17 protein-coding genes are annotated in these 18537 nt (G+C 52.4%); 2 read left to right on the plus strand and 15 right to left on the minus strand.

The genetic code is table 11. The features are described from left to right. Positions 1–47 precede the first annotated feature (47 nt). Both OEZ43_07600 and OEZ43_07605 read right to left on the minus strand, forming a co-directional pair. On the minus strand, positions 48–881 hold the full coding sequence (locus tag OEZ43_07600; GenBank protein ID MDH5545439.1) for a hypothetical protein: 834 nt from the start codon (positions 879–881) through the stop codon (positions 48–50). A 237-nt stretch (positions 882–1118) separates the two neighbouring features. Beyond that, positions 1119–2330 carry an argininosuccinate synthase gene (locus tag OEZ43_07605; GenBank protein ID MDH5545440.1) on the minus strand — a complete coding sequence of 404 codons (1212 nt, stop codon included), beginning with the start codon at positions 2328–2330 and terminating at the stop codon, positions 1119–1121. Positions 2331–2470: 140 nt separating this feature from the next. Here OEZ43_07605 and OEZ43_07610 point away from each other — a divergent pair, with 140 nt between their 5' ends. Beyond that, a complete protein-coding gene (locus OEZ43_07610; GenBank protein MDH5545441.1) occupies positions 2471–2893 on the plus strand; it encodes a hypothetical protein in 423 nt (140 codons plus the stop codon). 166 nt (positions 2894–3059) lie between these two features. Here OEZ43_07610 and OEZ43_07615 read toward each other — a convergent pair whose 3' ends face one another. The 4 genes from OEZ43_07615 to OEZ43_07630 form a co-directional block, all read right to left on the minus strand. Continuing rightward, on the minus strand, positions 3060–4340 hold the full coding sequence (locus OEZ43_07615) for a diguanylate cyclase (GenBank protein ID MDH5545442.1): 1281 nt from the start codon (positions 4338–4340) through the stop codon (positions 3060–3062). A gap of 234 nt (positions 4341–4574) precedes the next feature. Continuing rightward, on the minus strand, positions 4575–5612 hold the full coding sequence (locus tag OEZ43_07620; protein ID MDH5545443.1) for a M14 family metallopeptidase: 1038 nt from the start codon (positions 5610–5612) through the stop codon (positions 4575–4577). Then, on the minus strand, positions 5609–7042 hold the full coding sequence (locus OEZ43_07625) for a glutamate--cysteine ligase (protein MDH5545444.1): 1434 nt from the start codon (positions 7040–7042) through the stop codon (positions 5609–5611). The genes OEZ43_07620 and OEZ43_07625 overlap by 4 nt, the downstream gene beginning before the upstream one ends. Positions 7043–7049: 7 nt before the next feature. Next, the gene (locus tag OEZ43_07630; protein ID MDH5545445.1) at positions 7050–7676 is read right to left on the minus strand and encodes a sel1 repeat family protein; all 627 of its coding nucleotides are present in this window, start codon (positions 7674–7676) and stop codon (positions 7050–7052) included. A 178-nt stretch (positions 7677–7854) separates the two neighbouring features. Here OEZ43_07630 and OEZ43_07635 point away from each other — a divergent pair, with 178 nt between their 5' ends. Further along, positions 7855–7989: a hypothetical protein gene (locus OEZ43_07635; protein MDH5545446.1), complete on the plus strand. Its 135-nt coding sequence runs from the start codon at positions 7855–7857 to the stop codon at positions 7987–7989. A 123-nt stretch (positions 7990–8112) separates the two neighbouring features. Here the strand turns inward: OEZ43_07635 and OEZ43_07640 are convergent, their stop codons facing one another. The 9 genes from OEZ43_07640 to OEZ43_07680 all read right to left on the minus strand — a co-directional run bounded on the left by OEZ43_07640 (position 8113) and on the right by OEZ43_07680 (position 18443). After that, on the minus strand, positions 8113–9660 hold the full coding sequence (locus tag OEZ43_07640) for a flagellar hook-length control protein FliK (protein ID MDH5545447.1): 1548 nt from the start codon (positions 9658–9660) through the stop codon (positions 8113–8115). A 117-nt stretch (positions 9661–9777) separates the two neighbouring features. Beyond that, positions 9778–10209, minus strand: coding sequence for a flagellar export protein FliJ (fliJ, locus tag OEZ43_07645; protein ID MDH5545448.1), 432 nt, complete (start codon positions 10207–10209; stop codon positions 9778–9780). 13 nt (positions 10210–10222) lie between these two features. Next, the gene (gene fliI / locus OEZ43_07650; GenBank protein ID MDH5545449.1) at positions 10223–11842 is read right to left on the minus strand and encodes a flagellar protein export ATPase FliI; all 1620 of its coding nucleotides are present in this window, start codon (positions 11840–11842) and stop codon (positions 10223–10225) included. Next, the gene (locus OEZ43_07655; GenBank protein ID MDH5545450.1) at positions 11835–12581 is read right to left on the minus strand and encodes a flagellar assembly protein FliH; all 747 of its coding nucleotides are present in this window, start codon (positions 12579–12581) and stop codon (positions 11835–11837) included. Before OEZ43_07655 ends, fliI begins: the two co-directional genes overlap by 8 nt. A gap of 28 nt (positions 12582–12609) precedes the next feature. Beyond that, positions 12610–13656 (minus strand): flagellar motor switch protein FliG, encoded by a 1047-nt coding sequence (gene fliG / locus OEZ43_07660; GenBank protein MDH5545451.1) that lies wholly within the window; start codon positions 13654–13656, stop codon positions 12610–12612. Positions 13657–13658: 2 nt separating this feature from the next. Beyond that, the gene (fliF, locus tag OEZ43_07665) at positions 13659–15425 is read right to left on the minus strand and encodes a flagellar basal-body MS-ring/collar protein FliF (protein MDH5545452.1); all 1767 of its coding nucleotides are present in this window, start codon (positions 15423–15425) and stop codon (positions 13659–13661) included. Between the two features lie 35 nt (positions 15426–15460). Next, a complete protein-coding gene (gene fliE / locus OEZ43_07670; GenBank protein MDH5545453.1) occupies positions 15461–15802 on the minus strand; it encodes a flagellar hook-basal body complex protein FliE in 342 nt (113 codons plus the stop codon). A 17-nt stretch (positions 15803–15819) separates the two neighbouring features. Next, positions 15820–17199 carry a sigma-54 dependent transcriptional regulator gene (locus tag OEZ43_07675; protein ID MDH5545454.1) on the minus strand — a complete coding sequence of 460 codons (1380 nt, stop codon included), beginning with the start codon at positions 17197–17199 and terminating at the stop codon, positions 15820–15822. After that, a complete protein-coding gene (locus OEZ43_07680; protein MDH5545455.1) occupies positions 17196–18443 on the minus strand; it encodes an ATP-binding protein in 1248 nt (415 codons plus the stop codon). Before OEZ43_07680 ends, OEZ43_07675 begins: the two co-directional genes overlap by 4 nt. Positions 18444–18537 lie beyond the last annotated feature (94 nt).

Consider the following 18537-nt stretch of genomic DNA (forward strand, 5'->3'; position numbering starts at 1 on the left):
TCTTTCGAGGTGAAGTGAAATGCTTTTAAGATCGAAACGACATACTGCTATTTCATACCCAGGCGACTGGAGTTTGCCGATGTGTCATAGGCAATAAACTGCGCGCGCTTGATATCGCTTACATCAAACTCATACGGCGCTTCATAGTCACGACTCACGAAACGATTGTCGATATATAACTCCACATAAGACACCGCGCGATTATCTTCGACGTTGGCAATCACATGTTGCGCGCCTTGCTGAAGGATATAACCACGAGGCGCCTCGAAATCATTTTCCAGAGACATGTTTGCATAACGCACGGCCTGCTCAACATCAACTGGTTTTATATCTTGTTGCTGAAACGCGATTTGATCATAAACACTTTCACCAAAGATGCCATGTAGGAGTTGCGCCTGACGCAACTGCGGATTGATCGCCTTCATTTTCAGTATTGCAACCACGGTATCGTCGGCGACAAAGGCGTGGGTCACGATCAGATTATCGAGCATTAAACCCTGGCCAATAAGACTATCACCAACCACCACGATGATGGCCTCTGGCATGCGCTCTACCATGTCGATGAAAGCGGACAAGTCGTTTATGCCGTCCATCACCACCACATCACTACCTGAAACCGATGACATATCACCAGTCTCTGCCCGATAGGCATAGTATTCAAACTCTGCGTTTTTGACCTCTTGCAACGCTACCCTAACCTTATCGAGGTTATATCCCATGGAAGTTATCTTGAAATGCGGTGTTGATGCCGCAAAGACGCTGTCGATATTTGCCGCGAGAATTAGCAACACAAGTATGGTTACTAACAGGCCGCCACGTGTACCGGCCTTTTCGCGCCTGATCTGATAGGCACTTTTGTGCTCAAATGCATTTGAATTCATTCTTACCACCTGTACTGCATTTATATAATAAGTATGCAAATAGTCTACTCCCAAACAGGCGATTACATCATGGGCATTCATCACATAACGTAAAGCCGATGCAAACAACTTATGCCAAGGACATCACAGTTCTTGCTGGCTAAGAGAACTTCTAAAGAGATGGAAATGAATTCTGGAAGTGCTCTGAGTCCAGATTAACGAAGCGCCAAACAGGCGCTTCGTTTCTGAAACACAAAACTAAGCGCGAAGCTTTGCGGCGATACGCATGCGCAGGGCGTTGAGTTTGATAAAACCTTCGGCGTCTTTCTGGTTATAGGCGCCAGCATCATCCTCAAAGGTGGCGATATTGGCGTCAAACAGACTATCGGTAGCCGACTCACGACCAACCACAATCACATTGCCTTTATATAGCTTCAATCTGACCGTACCGTTGACGCTCGTCTGAGAGGCATCGATCGCCTGCTGCAACATTCTGCGCTCCGGGCTCCACCAATAGCCGTTGTATATCATGCTCGCATAGCGTGGCATCAGTTCGTCTTTAAGGTGGGCGGTTTCGCGATCGAGGGTAATCGACTCAATCGCGCGATGGCCTTTCAACATAATCGTGCCTGCAGGCGTTTCGTAACAGCCGCGAGACTTCATGCCCACATAGCGATTTTCGACGATGTCGGCGCGACCAATCCCGTTCTCGCCGCCTATGCGGTTGAGCAGGATCATCACTTCCGCAGGTGACATCTCCTTGCCATCCACGGCGACAATGTCACCCTGGCGATAGGTAAGCTCGATATAAACCGGCGCGTCAGGCGCGGCCTCGGGTGATACCGTCCAGCGCCACATCGACTCTTCCGGTTCCAACCAGGGGTTTTCCAGCTGATCGCCTTCGTAAGAGATGTGCAGCAAGTTCGCATCCATGGAATAAGGCGACTTTTTACCGCGTTTTTGCTCTATGGGAATGCCATGCTGTTCGGCATAGCCCAGAAGCTTCTCACGGGAAGTCAGATCCCATTCACGCCACGGGGCGATGACATGTACGTCTGGCTTTAATGCGTAATAACCCAGCTCAAAGCGCACCTGGTCGTTACCTTTACCTGTTGCGCCGTGTGATACCGCATCAGCGCCGGTCTCATTGGCAATCTCGATCTGGCGTTTGGAAATCAGGGGACGGGCGATCGAAGTGCCCAGTAGATATTCCCCTTCATAAATCGTGTTGGCGCGGAACATGGGAAACACGAAATCACGGGCATACTCTTCGCGCAGATCGTCGATATAGATCTCGCTCACCCCCATGGCCTTGGCCTTGGCACGGGCCGGTTCCACTTCCTCGCCCTGGCCGATGTCCGCAGTGAAGGTGACCACCTCGCACTGGTACTCATCCTGCAACCATTTCAGAATAATGGAAGTATCGAGGCCGCCTGAATAGGCCAGCACCACCTTCTTGATTTGTGACATGTTACGCCCTCTATAGAAAAGCTGAGACGGAAAAGGGCGCTGATTTTATCAAGACCCACGGGTATGGTCGAGGGGAGGTGCTTAAGTGGTGGCTATAATTGGACGAAAAAGTGTGACGAAGCAGGCAATCAGGAGAGAACATGGGCCAAACCAACAGCTTAAACCAATTTCAGGATATCAGCCGCCTGCTGAGCAAAACCCTGCAACGCCATCTTGGGCTGGTGGTAAAACAGTCTGATCGCGATATCGGTACCCTGATGAAGGTTTTTCAGGAACTCTTGAGCAAGCTACAGCAGAGCGATACGGACAGCTCAACCACCGCCGATGTAATGGCGATACTCGAAGCCCTGCAATTCCACGATCGTATCACCCAGATACTCACCTCATCGCAAAAGAGTCTCGAGGTCTACCTGCAGGCCCTGGATGAGCTGAAAAATGGACAGGATATCGATGTCGCTTCGCTGGAAAAAGAGATTCGTTCACATTTTGTTGTTGCTGAGCAATATGCCGATGACGATCCGGAAAATAAACCGGTAGATAGTGACAAGCCGATATTTTTCTAGGTTGCACCCGGGAAAAACGACGGAAGCCGGGAAGATACTGATGTGCGAGCAGCGGTTTTGATGGTGATGTTTTGCGCCATGATGCGAGAATAGAAATCCCGGTTTTTTTTCGATATATGCTGGTCATTGTGCAAACGAGTACCGGTTCGATTCCCCGAAATCTTGGCTAGTTATCATCGTCCCCAGCCAACTCAACACGGTTACGTCCACCACTCTTCGCGGTATACAATGCATTATCTGCCGTTTGCATCAAATCTTCCACTGTCATGCCCGGACGCATCTGGGCGATACCGAAGCTTCCCGTGACTTTGAATGTTTTATCATCATCGCTTCGGAACTCCATGCTTTCCCATCTTTTACGGATACGCTCTATCGCGATATAGGCCTTTTCCTGATCGGTATAGGGCAAAATGACAAAGAATTCGTCGCCTCCATAACGACCAACCACATCCTCAGTACGCAATCCGTCTCTCACGCAGTTAGCGAATTCGCTGATAATTCGGTCACCAACATGATGACCATGCGTATCGTTTACGCCTTTAAACCTGTCGATGTCGCACATGCACACACTCATTTTGTGGCCATGCCGCGACACGGAATGGAACTCCTCATTCAGACGCAACATCAATGCATGCCGATTATAAATGCCCGTCAGCGCGTCGGTATTGGCCAGAACATTCAGTTTGTCCGTGGACGACTTGATGCTATTGGCCATAGCATTTAAGGCACGCATCAAAATCGAGAATTCGTCGTTCCAGTTTTCCTTGAGACTAACCTCGTAATTACCCCCTTCCACATTGCGCGCAAAGTCCAAAACCATTTGCAGACGCGTGGAAAAATTGCGTACCAGAATAAAAGACCCTCCACCAAGCAAAGCCGTCATCAGTCCAACCAGTATCAACACCAGTGTCGTGACGCGTTGCAGTTCACTCTGACTTTCCTCGAAGGTGTTATGAAATTCCGTCTTTACCTGTTCCTGCATATTGACCAGATACGCTTCGAGTTGGTTACGCAGTAGCGCTGTCCGGGTAATCTGCGCCGACAGCTGCGACATATCCTTATCCAGCAAATCCAGTGACAGCTTCCCCGCCACGTCGTTATAGTCGTGAAACATCTGGTGAAAGGTGTTGAGCCCTACAATGTGCTGACTAATCACCTGCATTTCATCAATGGAATGATTGATTTCCTCTGCATATTCCTTCGCCTTTTCCAATGCACGCTTGTCACCCAGGAGAACGGTTTCCTCAAACGCGTCTTGCAAACCATTCAGATTCGCGGAGATTTTGCTGACATGCTGGGAAAAAGGCATATAGATCGTGTTTAAAGATTCGACCCTGTCGGAGACAGATTGACTGGACATAAAAACGGCCAGCATGGAAATAATGAACACCACAAAGATTAGGGCGCTAAAAGTGGGAATTAACCAAATTTTTCTACGGACTTCCATTGATGGACTCAGATGTTCAAAAAGCCTTGGATTACCTCGGGACTACTAAGGGTTAGCCGCATGTTTAGACAAAGTATTTCCGTTTCTTCCCAGTTTGTCGGCACTTACAGCTGTTTGCTTGAACGTATTGCGGAAAAAATATGCCTGTATGCTTGTGTTAAATGGTTTTTGCCCAAGCATTAAACTCAGCGGGTGTAGACGTTTTTAAGGCAGGTATCAACAGGCGGGAAAGTGCTACAAACTTACACTACTTTTTAGCGGATAACGCTCCATCAAATAGCAAAGACAATCTTGCCGTATAACTTTGGCATCCAGGGTCAACATCGACGGCATCATTCCCTTGGCGAAACGGATTTCACTATTTTCAAAACGAAAGTATTCGGCTTCGACTTCCTCGCCGTTTTCGTCGATGACTTCAAAATGCACAGTTCCCCCCGCGCGCGTTCGGCCGATCAAAGTGTCAGGCGCGAGTTCGCGGAAATTCAGATGGTCTAGTTCAGGAAGAAACTGAATATCCGTCTCTTCTTCACCAAAACCAAAACCAAAACTGTATTGCTCCGGAACTTTCACTGTGGCAACGGTGTGATAAAGATCGATATCGTGTGAAGCAACCGGGTGCTCAGGAATTTCATGTAAATGCATCAGGGCGGAAAGATATTCACTGGCGTGCGCATATCCAAGTTCATCACCGGCGCGCCCACACTCTACCGTCACGCTGGGGCACAGTTCGGCCATTGCCATTGATTGCACGCCATGAGGACGAGTGAAATAGACCACGGTGCGATTAAACAATGTCGCGAGATGAAAAAAACGATGGTCGAGGCGATTGACGCAGGCGTAATGCGGATTCAAACCGGTGTTATTGTGAAAGTCGACACTGGCAAACAATTTTTGCGCGCGGGCGTAGTGCATCACATCACACACTAAACTATGTTCAGGTGAGTTTTCGCAATCCTCCCCCCCCAACCACACGCGGTTGTAATCCAGTTGATCATCGAGACGACGCATACCTTTGGCGGCAGCGGCAACATTACCGACAAAGAGTATTAATCCTTTGGGCAGAGTCTTTTCCTGTTGTTGCCGAAGAAATCGTTGCACGGCTTGTAAACCCACGTCTTCATTACCGTGTAACAACACCGACGCAAACAGATTTTCCGGCAGCTTTCCACGCAGATGGATCAGACTTGGGCCGGGCAAAATCTTGTATAAATCGGCCGCGCTACTCTCCAGAAACCCAGCGGGCAAAGACTCAAATATCGACAATTCGTTCATACCAACCACTCGTGTACCGGTTTACCGGAGTTTTGCGCCTGATAATAGGCGTGTGTCAGCGCGACCATATCGGCGCTGCGTTTTTCGACAAATTCTCGCTGCCATTGCGCGCCTGTCATACCACTCTCGGCGCGCGCGCGTATGATATCGAGATAAAACCGGCTGTCCTGTTCATCGACTTGCAAGACACGCAAACCTTGCATTGCATCTTCAAGCAGTCGATCCAGGATTAAATTTTTCAGTGAACCACGCTTACCGTCTAACCATTGATTGGTCGCGCGCAATCCCAGGCGTGCGGCTTCGTAAAAATTATCCCGTGCCACGCTAAACGGCAAAAGCGTTTCCGGCGCGATATCGCTATTGGCCAGCGTCTCCTGCAAACCGTAGAAGAAGGCAGCATTGGCCATTTCATCAACTATCGTTGGCCCCGCAGCAATCACTCGATGCTCAATGCGTAAGTGTGTCTGGCCGTTTTTTTCAAAACCGATCAGGGGACGATTCCAGCGCCAGATAGTACCGTTGTGCAAACGCAGATACGGCAGTCGCGCGGCATCGTCATCGAGTTTAACCGGCAATAGTATCGGAAAATGATTGAGGTTTTCCTGGAAACATTCGAATACCGAATGCTGGACATAGCCACTGCCAAAACCTACCCGTTTGATCGGCCCACTAGCGGCGTCACCATAACCACCACTTTCAACCGAACTCTCAAACAAAGGTATACGCGTTTCTTCCCATAGACTGCGCCCAAACAAAAAGGGTGAATTCGCGCCAAGCGCAACGGTCGCCGCCGAGGCAATCGTGGCGGCGTTTAAATAGCGTTTGGATGCCCTGGCCGGAATCTGTCGATGCAATTGAAACGAGGTCGCCGCCGACTCCAGCATCACATCATTGTGCCGCGAAATCAGATGCTCGCGACCATTGATATCCAGATGCAGCGGCTTGCCCTTGCGCGCCAACATCACCTGTTCATTCAAGGCGCGATAGCGATTCAACGGCGACATATTTTCCAGGGTAAGATCGTCGTCCTGCAGTGTCGCCAATATGCCGACCATGAGTATGCGATCATTTTGACGATCGGCGATTTGCGCGCATTCCTGCCAGTGTTGTTCCAGTTCCTGATGCATGCGCATCAATCCTTTTCCACTGAGCAACTGCGGACAGACATTGAGTTCGAAATTGAATCGCGACAGTTCCGGCGCGATGACCTCTTTGGGTAACTCGTTTAATAAAAGTGCATTATCGGGAGAGGGTGTGGCGTCTTGAGCGATTAACCACGCCTCTTGCTCCAGGCCGCCGACGGCCTGATCGACGCAGAAATCATTATCCTCAAATTGCTGTTTGAGTCGCTGGGTCTCTGCCAGCAAATGCTGCGCATAGTTCTGGTAGTCTTCTTCGGAAAACTGGCTGGTGAGTATCTCTTCGCCCATTCTAATCTCAGTTGTCTGTCATCGATGCCAAGGCAGATTTGGCGGCGTCCACGTCCTGGCTCGCCGCTTTTTGCAGCCATTGCTTTGCTCCTTGCAAATCCCGTTCAGTTCCACGCCCGTCGAGCATTAATTTGGCGAGATTGTATTGGGCAAAGCGATAGCCCAGTTCCGCCGAGCGGCGATAATAATGATAGGCCTCGGCGAGATTGACGCTCACCCCCAGGCCTTGTTCGTATAGAACACCAAGATTATTGAGTGCAATTGGATGTTGCGCCTGCGCGGCCTGTTCATACCAGCGTCGCGCCTGGGCGAGATCCGCATCGACACCCAAACCTGCCTGCAACATCCAGCCGATATTGGCCTGCGCATCGGCATTGCCCTGCTCCGCCAGCGGTCGCCAAAGTTTCATGGCCTGTTGATAGTTACCGAAGAAATAGGCGTTCTCTCCCGATTTGTAGACCTGGCGCTGATCCGGGCGCAATTCCTCTTTACCCTGTCCGAAACCACGGGATACGACTTTTTTCGACCAATCCAGGGGAGGATCTTGTTTCTCTTCCTGTTCTGGAGCCGCCGCAACCACAACAGACGTGACCAGGAACAGACATAAAAATTTGACTACGACACGAATATGCATCTTTTACGGATCAAATAGTTGGCCAGAAAACGTAGAAAAATAAAGACGCAGAATACCATTGCGCCCAGAGAAACTGAACGATTGAGCGCGATTGATTTTTGAGCAAGGGCGCCGGCTATGATAGGATTCGCCGACCAAATGATTCAAAAGTGCTTGATACACGCCGGGGGGATACTCGATGAGCGAGAAAGAAATGATTTTTTTGTTCTTGATCAGCCTGTGCGTAATGGCCTATAGCCATCTTCCCGGCGAGCCCACAACTCCTGTCCTGGCCTCCGCAGTGGCCATACAAGACGGCAATACTTCCCAGTAAACACGTTTGCGCGCACCCGTCATCGACGATGCCTCTGACGGTAAACCCCTGGTGATTTTGGTTAACTCATCGGATATGCGCCGGGCACACTCATCATGTCTTGTCGACATAAGGCAAACCGCCCTATGCGTAGTAGTCAACCAGGTTATCGGTGCTTAAACCTCTCATTTTTCCACTCGATTCGCTTACGACATCGTCTTCCCCGTTGTCGCCACCAGATCCAGGAAAAATCGGTTTACCCAGACGTCCTTCCTGACCGTGCGCACCATCGTGCTGGCGTTGGGCAAATTGCTGAGTCGAGACATCCACATTGCCGAGAGACAAACCGCTTTCCGACAACATATCGCGCAGACGTGGCATCGCCGTTTCTATCGCCTCACGCACATTATTGTGCTGCGCCGTAAATTGAATAGACGCATGTTCCTGCGACATCTTGATCTTGATGTTCACTCGACCCATCTCCGGAGGGTCTAGTCTTAGCTCAGCGGTTTGCACGCCATTTTTCACCAGAAAATTGATGCGCTTGCTAAACACCGCACCCCATTCCTCGCTTTCTAATGGCGTGTTCATCACATAGGACGGCGTTCCCGTGGCAGACAGGGGACGCACACCGGCGCTGGCGCTATTGGTGCTACCCGCCCCTCTTTCCGCGCCACCAATCAGGCTCATCTTTTCCGTCAACTGATCAAACAATTCAGCCGCGGACTGCTGTTTCTGCTGCGCATTGCGTGCCTCGACGATGGTCTCGAAGCGGGTACTATTGCGTTCGAGTTGGCGCAAAGTCTCCTGAACCAGATGTTCTGATTCTTCTTCGCTGGCAAGTTCATCTGCTGAGACAAGCTGTTTTTCCGAGGGCTTTTCACGCTCGCCACTTTTGAGGTGTTGCGGTATCTGATCCGCTCTGACCGCACCACGACGGGCCAATTCAGCCGCAGTTTCTTCGATATCTTCCGCCAGGTCTTCAACCTCTACATCCGCCTGTGCAACCATGTTCACAACCTCCTGTGGCAATTCCACTACCTCTTCAGTAGCGGTGTCATCGGAGGTTTCGGAAACCTCGGCGACCAGCGCCTCCAATGTTGTGGTGGGATCAGTTTCTTCTTCGCCACCGACTATCAGATCTTCCAGTTCGGGCAACAGGGAAGACAGATCATCAATGGATTCTTCTGTGGTCAGCTCGGGGAGCTCGCCAGCCTTCAATTTATCTTCCACCATTTGGCGAAAGAGTTCGGCTAGCATCGCGTGTTTTTCTGAGGATTGTGTTTGTCCATGCTCGGCCTGCGCCGGCAAGGCCTTCTCATCATCAGCCTTTTCTTCCATGCGTTGCGCAGCCTGTTGTGGCCCCTGGCCGGATTGTTCATCCTTTTCGCTCTGCCCCTGTGCTGGCTTGGTCTCGACCTTGTCTGCCACAGTTTGCTGATCGGCATTTTCCTGAGAACGGGAAGCGGCGTTGTTTTGTTCATTGCGTGTCGCCGGTGTGTCGTTCTTGCTGCTGCGCTCGCTTGCCTGAGAGGTTTTCGACGCCGGAGTCTGTTGTTCCTGCTTGCGCATCTCGGCAGCAAACCGATCACCGGACTGTTTGCCCTGACCAGCGCCCATGCCGGCGGCACCGACGCCGCTCTGACTCAAGCTGCCCTGATCCAGGAATATATTGGCCATTGCATCCATCATTGGAGATGATCCTCGCTAGTTTCTAGTGAGCTATCAGCAAGTGGGGTGCCAATTGGGAGGATCAGGCTTTATGGTCTGGCGAGATGTGTAGGATGACCAAAGCTAAGAAAATGAATTTTAAGACTTATCTCGATTAAAACGGTCGTCCAGTTCCTTCTGAATACGCCGCTCCTCGGCGCGATTTTCCCCCTGAACCATGCGCTCGACCACCTTATCGACCGCCTTGGTGCGGTGGTGGACGGCCAGCCATTGCCGTTTGAGTCGTTCGTTTTCCGCCTCGAACTGCTGGATGATCTGGCGCTGCTGTTCGATCGCGCGGGTGAGGTTATCCATAAACGCCTGATAATCCCTCAGTTTTCGCGCCGGTATGCCGTTCTGGCCCAGGCTCAGAAACTGTCGCCCGTATTCCTGCTGGTATTGCAACAAATCATCCAGGCGCTTGCGGTGATTGGCCAGTTGTGCATTGTGGGCACCAAGCGCCCTTGCCGCCTGATCCTCGCGGAATTCGTTGAGGCGTTGAACCGGCTTCAGTCGTTGGCTACCTTTCATGGCCTATCCCGACCTAAACGCGAGCCGCAGCCGGCACGGGACCTGGCGCTGCCTGCCGTTGTTGCTGCTTGGCCTCCTGAACCTGCATGGCCTGCAACAGTAATCCACGGCTGCTGGGAAAATCCACCGGCTCGCCCATGTCCTGGGACAAAAAGGCATTGATCAATGGCTGCATCTTGATTGCCGCGTCCACTGCCGGATCGCTGCCCGCACTATAAGCCCCCACGCTGATCAGATCGCGGTTGCGCTCATAATTCGAGTAGTGTTGTTTAAACAGTCGCGCCGCGCGCAAATGGGTCGGATCGACAATCTCGGTCATGACCCGGCTAATCGACTGTTCGATATCAATGGCCGGATAACGCCCCATCTCGGCAATACTGCGCGACAACACGATGTGGCCATCGAGTATGGCCCGCGCCGCATCGGCAATCGGGTCTTGCTGGTCGTCACCCTCGGCGAGCACCGTGTAAAAAGCCGTAATCGAGCCGCCACCAACATCGCCATTGCCGGCGCGCTCTACCAATTGCGGAATCCGCGCGAACACCGATGGCGGATAGCCACGGGTCGCTGGCGGTTCGCCGATGGCCAAAGCAATCTCCCGTTGCGCCTGGGCATAACGAGTCAACGAATCCATTAGCAGTAATACGTTCTTGCCCTGGTCACGAAAATACTCGGCAATGCGCGTGGCCAATGACGCACCGTGCAGACGCAACACCGGGGGCGCATCGGCGGGCGCCGCAACGACGACTGAGCGCGACATTCCCTCTTCGCCCAGGGTGTTATAGATAAACTCTTTTACCTCACGCCCACGTTCACCGATCAGGCCGACGACAATTACCTCGGCCTCGGTAAAGCGCGTCATCATCCCGAGCAATACCGATTTGCCCACACCACTACCGGCAAACAAACCGATACGCTGCCCCTTGCCGACGGTGAGCATAGAGTTGATGGCGCGCACGCCAACATCGAGTGGTTCGCTGATCTGATTGCGCGATAAGGGGTTGATCGGTCTTCCCTGCATGGGCACATATTCGTCTGCATCCAGAGGCCCGAGACCATCCAACGGACGACCGCGTCCATCGATAACCCGCCCGAGCAGGCCTTCGCCAACGGGAGCCTCATACGTCTGTCCTGTCGGGACCACCCGCGCGTTGGGCGTGATACCGCGCATGTCTCCGGTAGGCATGAGAAAGAGTTTGTCCTCGGAAAATCCCACGACTTCGGCCTCGACATTCTTGCCATCGCTATTGGCGACCAGACAACGGGCGCCGATGGGCGCCTGCACGCCGGTAGCCTCCAGTGTCAGGCCGACAATACGCTTGAGCTTGCCCTCGACGAGCAAAGGCATGGGTTCATCAAGACGCTTTTCATAGACCTGTAGACGCTCGGTCCACTCTGCACTACGTGGATGCGGACCTTCCAAACGATATAAACGCGGAATGGGTCGACGGGGTGGAATGGCAGAACGGCCTTCAAGTCGTTCATGGTGAAAATGCAGACGATCACGCCACTGACTACTGCGGGGGTGTGGCCTGTCACAGGCCATGGGAAGCGGACCGTCTAAACGCTCCGCATATTTATGTAATCGTTTACTCCAGTTATGCCGTCTTCGCTTGAGCGGGTCGTCACTCATGATCGCCCTCGCGCTCGCCGCCTAATACTTTGGCGATGGTCGCGGCAAGCTGTGATTCTATAGTGGCATCAATGCGGGACTCATCGGTTTCCACATTGCAACCGCCTCGCGTTAAGGCTGGGTCTTCGACGATCTTCCAGCGCTGTTCTTCTTCGCTGGCATCGGGCATGGAAAAACTTTCGCGCACCAGGGCCGCGTCTTCCGGATGTAGATACACACGAACATTGCGGCTGTTAATCGGTAAGATCGCAACAGCTTTGCGTACCGCTGCAACCACTTGTCCGGGGTCGGTTCGTAATTCACGGCGTACCACATGTTTGGCGATGGCAATCGCCACTGCCACCAATTCTTGTTCAACTTCGTCATCAAGCTGTAATAGGGGCGCATCGAAACTCAAAATGAGTTTTCTGACCATATCGAGTTGCGCCATCAATTCGGGCTGCGCATCGCGATAGGCCTGTTCGTGTCCCTGGTGCCGTCCTTCTTCCACACCGATTGCGTGACCTTCGGCGCGTCCTTCTTCTTTGCCGTGGGCCCGGCCCTCTACCAGTCCCCGTTGAAACGCTTCGTCATATGCCGTCTTCTGAATCTTTTCCAATTCATCGGCAGTAGGCATTTTCAACTTGGACTTCTTGCTGACATTCACCAGACGCGCGTCGGGTTGTTCGTCGAACGTTGGCAGATCCCAAACCGCAATCTGCGAAAACGCGTCACTGGGATTTACTTTCTTTATTGGCATCCGATGCTCCTTCTATGGACACGCCAAATTAAATAAATTCTTCGCCGCCGGTGCCGGCAAGCATGATCTCGCCCGCCTCGGCCATGCGTCTGGCAACTGCCACGATACCTTTCTGCGCCGCTTCCACATCGCTGACGCGTACCGGCCCCTTGGACTCCAGATCGTCTTTGAGTATGTCCGCTGCGCGCCGTGACATATTCTTGAAGAACTTGTTCTTCATCGCGTCGTCGGAACCCTTGAGCGCCACCACCAGATCTTCGGTGGAAATTTCCTTGAGCAGTGACTGGATACCGCGATCGTCGACATCGTTGAGATTGTCGAATACGAACATGAGCTCTTGAATGTTTTCGGCAAGCTCGTTGTCCACGTCTTTGATGTTGTCGATGATTTCGGTTTCTGTGGCCGTATCAACAAAGTTGAGGATATTGGCGGCGGCCTTAACACCACCTACAGAAGAAGATTTCACGTTGGCGTTACCTGCAAATTGACGTTCCATAATATCGTTCAGCTCCTGCAGTGCAGAAGGCTGGATACCCTCGAGTGTGGCGATACGCAAAATGACGTCGACGCGCACGGGTTCGGAGAACATGGTTAAGACTTCCGCTGCCTGATCGTGTTCGAGGAAGGTCAACACGATGGCGATAATTTGCGGATGTTCGTTGCGAATGAGATCGGCAATCGATTTCGGGTCCATCCACTTAAAGGCTTCGAGACCTTTGATATGACCGCCCATGAGTATGCGGTCGATGAGTCCTGCGGCCTTGTCTTCACCGAGGGCTTTAACGAGTACGTTGCGTATATATTCGTCGGTATCGAGGCCAAGTGCAGTCGCCGTTTCAACAATGTCATAAAACTCTTTGACGACGCGTGTAACCTGGATCTTGGTGACGTTCTTGAGGCTGGCCATGGCCATACCGATGCGTTGCACCTCTTTCGGCTCCATGTGTTTCATAACACTGGCCGCTTCTTCCTCACCCAGGGTGAGCATCAGAATCGAGGCACGCTCCAGGCCGGTAAGCGGAGGCCCGAGACGGGGATCGCCATTCTGCGGCGCTAATGGATTGTCTTCGGCCATGTTTAATCCTCTTCTTCATCCAGCGCCAGCCAGGTCTTCACAACCTGCGCCACGATGCGCGGATCTTCGTTCACCATCTTACGCAGCACTTCCAGCATACGTTGGTATTCCTCGTGACTGACGCCAAGCGCCGCCCAGTCTTCCAGACTCAAACCACCAGGACGTTGAGGGTCGTAGTGGATGTCTTCTGCAGACTGCGAACCTTCGTCCTCTTGAACTTGTTCCTCTTCCTCGACCTCTTCCGGCGTGGTCATGGCGCGTATTACCGGACGCACTACCAGCAGGATGATCACCAGCACCGCCAACACACCTACGCCCTGCTTGGCCAGATCGATAAACCAGGGTTGTTCCCACAGCGGACCACTCGGTGCTGGCGGAATATCCTGGGAGATCTGGAAGGCGGCGTTGATGATATTCAGGCTATCGCCACGCTGTTCGCTAAACCCTACCGCCTCGCGTACAAGTGACCGAATACTCTCGATTTCCTCGGGAGAGTAGGTGGCGCGGGCAACACTGCCGTCGGCTCCCACAACCACTTTATCGTCCATCACGACCGCCACCGACAGCCTTTTCAGCGTGCCCGGCGCCTTGCGCGTGTGGCTGATGGTTTTATCCAATTCATAGTTAAAAGTGGAACGATCACTCTTCTTAGACGGGGCCTGAGAAGCACCTTTGCCGTCTGCGGGCAAAGTCTCGGGAGCCTCGCCCGCGCCCGGCGGTTGATTGGTCAGAGCACCCGGTACGCCGCTTACATCACCACCGCGGCTCTCTTCACGCACGGTTTGTTCACTGCGTATCGAAGGCAAATCCGGATTGAATTTTTCGGCGGTGCTCTCGGTCATGGTGAAGTCGATGTCGGCATCGACTTGCGCACGCAATGCCTCGAAACCAACGACCGGCGTCAGTATCCGTTCGATACGATGAATGTAATACTCTTCCATCTTTTGTTTGAAATCGAATTGCGCAGAAGACAGCGCCATGTCACCTGACATGTGTCGCTTAGTTAACATGCGTCCGCGTTCGTCGACGACGGTAACATTATCGGATTTGAGTTCGGGTATGCTTGATGCGACCAAATGCACAATCGCTGCAACCTGACTTTCATCGAGTGAAAGCCCGCGACCGAGTTTCACCATCACCGATGCGGTTGGTTCTTTGCGATCGCGAATAAACACAGACTGTTTAGGTATGGCAAGATGCACACGCGCAGATTCGATTGATGACATCGCTGTGATCGAACGGGCAAGTTCACCTTCTATCGCCTTGTGATAACGTGCCTGCTCCATAAACTGGCTGGTACCGAAGCCCTGCTGCTCGGCCAACATCTCAAAGCCAGTACCTTCCTGCTGAGGTAGCCCCTGGGTCGCAAGACGCAAACGTACCTCATGCACTTTATCCCCCGGCACTTTTATCTCACCGGTCTTGTCATCCAGTTGATACGGTATCCCCTCTTGATCTAACACCTGCACGATATCAGCGCTGGATTGTTGCGAGAGACCTGCATAGAGCAACTCATAATTCTTTTCGGTGGTATACATGAAGATGGCAATAATCACGGTGAAGGCCGCCGCGACACCGATAACCAACTGCATTTGCTGCCGACGGGATAAGGCGCGAAAACGCGCCACCATCGGCTTTTCAGTTAAATCCTCATCGGAATAATCCTGCATGGTATCGACAGGCAGGCGCGTATCCAGGTCCGTCGTCGCCATATCGGTACGACCCGCTGCATTGGGATTTTGAGGAAGATTTTCTGCTGGAACCGCCATACTTTTTTACGCCTGTTTAGTAAAACGTTTCGCCACTACACCTGCATGCTCATCACATCTTGATAGGCTTTGAGTAATTCCTTGCGTACCGTGAGCAAGGCCTCGAATGCGACGCTGGCCTTTTCCTTCGCTACCATTACTTGCGGCAAATCCACACCTTCGACGCCGGCTTCAAAGGCTTTCTTCAACGTCGCCGCATTCTGTTGCGCGTTATTCACTTCGTTAACTGCTTTCTGAAACAGTGAACCAAAACCGGGGGGTTGATCATTGGTCACTGGCTGTGCGTTTTGAGTCGACACATGTGGCACCTGCGCCCTCGCCTGCGAAGCAAGTCGGTGCAAATCTGACATCATGCGGCTCATATTTAAGTCATTCATATCGGCTCCTTCCTCTGTTAAAAATTGCCGTAGGCGCTGGGGACTTCGATACCGTCTTCGCGCATGCGCGCCAGTTTGTAGCGCAAGGTGCGCTGACTGACGCCGAGTTTTTCTGCCGCAGTTTTGCGGCTACCGTTGGACGCCTTTAAGGCCTCCAATATCAAAACGTGTTCTCTGTCGCGCAGACTGTCACCGAGTTGCCCTTGCGAATTTTCGTCGTCTGTTTCTATGGGCCTTGGCGCGCTTGCACTGCTGGGCGAGCTAGTATTCATCGACGAAGGTTCAAACATGATTTGTTCATCGTCGATGCGTTGATTGACCTGCAAAATCAGCGCACGCTGGGCGACGTTGTCCAGTTCACGCACGTTTCCTGGCCAGCTATGCCCCATCAGTTTTTGCTGTGCAGCATCGCTGAGTTCTGGCACTGGTCCACCACTGCGCGTATGCCGACGCAGTAAAAATTGCATCAATGGCACCACGTCTTGTTTGCGATCACGCAGCGGCGGTAAATGAATAGGAAAGACATTGAGGCGGTAATACAAGTCTTCACGAAAACGTCCGTTGGCGACTTCCTTTTTCATGTCGCGGTTGGTGGTGGCGAGTACGCGCACATCCAGGGGAATAAGTTTATTTCCGCCTAGACGTTCGACTTCGCGCTCCTGTAACACACGCAAGAGTTTGGCTTGCAGGCCGATGTCCATCTCGGAAATTTCATCGAGTAATAGTGTGCCGCCATTGGCCAGTTCAAACTTACCCGGGCTGGATTTATATGCGCCGGTAAACGCGCCTTTTTCATATCCGAACAACATCGCTTCGAGCATGTTTTCCGGAATCGCGGCGCAATTGAGCGCCACAAACGGACCTTTATGCCGCGGCGACATTTGATGAATCTGATGGGCAAAGACTTCTTTACCGGTACCGCTCTCACCAGAAATCAACACCGTTGCTTCGCTGTCGGCGACCTTGGCGACGAGTGCCAAAACCTCTTTTGTTTTTGGATCTTCGGCAATCATGTCGCCGTCGACAGTCTCCTGCCCCAACACATGATTGGCAACCATATTCACCAGCACTTCGGCCTCGAAAGGCTTAACCAAATAATCAATCGCGCCATCGTGCATGGCTTCGACGGCTTTCTGGATAGTGCCGTAGGCAGTCATCAACACCGTCGGAATTTCCGGATGTAGCTCGCGCATTTTTTTCAGCAGTGTGTGACCATCCATGCCGTCCATTTGCACATCGCTAATCACCATGCCGACGTTATCGTTTTCCAGACACTCCAGCGCCGCGTGACCGTTGTCTGCTTCGAGCACGTTATAACCTGCGATCTGCAAAGTGTCGGTGAGCGCCTCGCGCAAACTCGCATCGTCTTCTACGATCAGTACGCTGGTGTGGCTCATGCTTGACTCCTCTTGGATTCGGGGGCGGGTGTGCTGTTCATAATCGGCAGGCGCATAACAAAAGTCGTTCCTTGTTCATCGCTTTTACCCAACCACAGGCTGCCGCCATGGGCCTGGACGACGTTCTGGGCGACGGCCAGGCCCAGGCCTGTGCCTTTGGACTTGGTGGTAAAAAACGGCTCAAAAATTCGCTTCTGATCTTCGGCAGAAATGCCGGGACCGTTGTCGGCGATATAAATATCTACCGAGGGCAAACTCTGTGTTTGTCTCGGTAAATCAGTGACGATGTGAATCTGTGCCTGTTCGCCACAGGCCTGTAGCGCATTGGAAACCAGGTTTTGCATTACGCTCAACAAGGCATCGCGATTGGCGCGCAACAGGATCTCTTGTTGCGGCGGCTGGAGGTGTAACATCGCACCGGCCTCACTCACCTGCGCTTCCATATATTGGCCAAGGTCGTTGAGTAGCTGTCCGAGGTCGACTTCCTGTAACACCGTCGCCGCGTCACGGGTGAAGGACAACATATCGTTGACCACTTTTTCCATGTGACGCATGCGATCCAGCGCCTTGTCGGCAAAACGATTGCGATCGGTTTCTTTAATGCCTTGCTTGGTCAGATTGGAAACATATAACAGTGCCGAGGCCAGCGGTGTGCGTATCTGATGGGCAACCTTGGCACTCATCTCGCCCATGGCGGATAGACGCTTGTAACGTTCGAGGGCGGTTTGCAGACCGCGAGCTTCGGTGATGTCGTTGAGTAGAATTATCTGCCCCGGCTCGTTACCTAAAGGACAGGTGGAAATCGACACCCAACGACCAGCGAGCGTAATCGCTTCCTGACCGGTAAAGGAGCCACCGGATTGCAGAAAACCTTGTTCGACCACATCGCGCCACAGCGCGCCGTCGAGTTCCATCGCAAGTAATTCGCGCGCAGCTGGATTGGTCTCTTGAATACGGCCGCGGTTATCGATAACCACAACTCCGGCGGGCAGTGCATCCAGTAGATTGCTGAGACGGGAGGCGAGCCGCGCGTTTTCCGCCAGTTGTTCGCCATGATCGTGTTGCGCGGAATTCAGCTCTTCACTGAGATTGGAGATGTGATCTTCCAGGGCACGATAAGTCGCCGTGAGCTGATCGGCTACGCCATTAAAAGCGTTAAAAGCCTCTTGCAGCTCTTTGGGATTTGGCTTGCCTGGTTTGGTCTTGGCCAAGAAATGTGCTCCGATGATTCCGTCTGTTTGCATAACGGAATGCTTTGAGCAAGAAGCATGCCCCTGTTTAGGGCTTTAAATTCAGAGAGTTAAAAAGGCTAAATCAGACCCCGTCAAGGCTTCGTCA

Source organism: Gammaproteobacteria bacterium (assembly GCA_029881255.1).
Taxonomy (GTDB): Bacteria; Pseudomonadota; Gammaproteobacteria; order S012-40; family S012-40; genus JAOUMY01.